The organism is Vibrio sp. 1249-1, from assembly GCF_033340495.1.
In genome coordinates this window covers 1-551 of sequence record NZ_JAWOWJ010001004.1, presented here as the reverse complement: position 1 = coordinate 551, position 551 = coordinate 1, and the positions used below count along the sequence as shown (strand labels likewise).

Annotated in this window: 1 protein-coding gene; it reads right to left on the bottom strand. The window is 42.6% G+C overall.

Annotated features, from left to right (window positions below; translation table 11 throughout):
• Positions 1-6 precede the first annotated feature (6 nt).
• Positions 7-551, bottom strand: a 545-nt coding sequence (locus R7Z50_RS30150; protein WP_411979543.1) for an ImpA family type VI secretion system protein, incomplete at its 5' end; no start/stop codon positions are given.

Here is a 551-nt window from a genome sequence, read left to right as displayed (position 1 = left end):
CCTTTATTAATTTTCATTTTGTTCTGCTATGCCAACCAAACGGAAGTAGCTTCGTTTTGCGTCTCCGTCGGAGATTAGTTCCGCCAGTAATTCAGGCAGAGGCATTCCACACCAACGAATAATTTGTTCGATGGAGTAAGAAACTGGTGAGTGAGGCTCGCTTTCTCTAAAAAAGTCCGCCACATGTTGCAACTGTTGAATAGCTTGTTCTCGAGATTGCATGTTTGTAACTAATAACGCAGATGAGTTGTGAGTAACTGCTTGTTGACTCGCTTCTTCCAACTCTTCATCACCATTTTCGTCAGAAATGGAGACTTCATCCTTATCCTTAAAACGGTTACCCAACAAGTGCTTAAGTGCCGCGTGTATTGATTCAATTCTTTTTGAAATATATGAGCTAGGCGTTACATCCCCTACAGCGTCATCAAGTCGCTGACTGAACTCATTAAAAGCACCTGTAGCGAACTCGAGATCTGCAATCAGAGACTGGTAAAACTCATCTGACGTTGATTTCACCGTGTCAGTGATACGCGACAATTCAATTGCGCCTT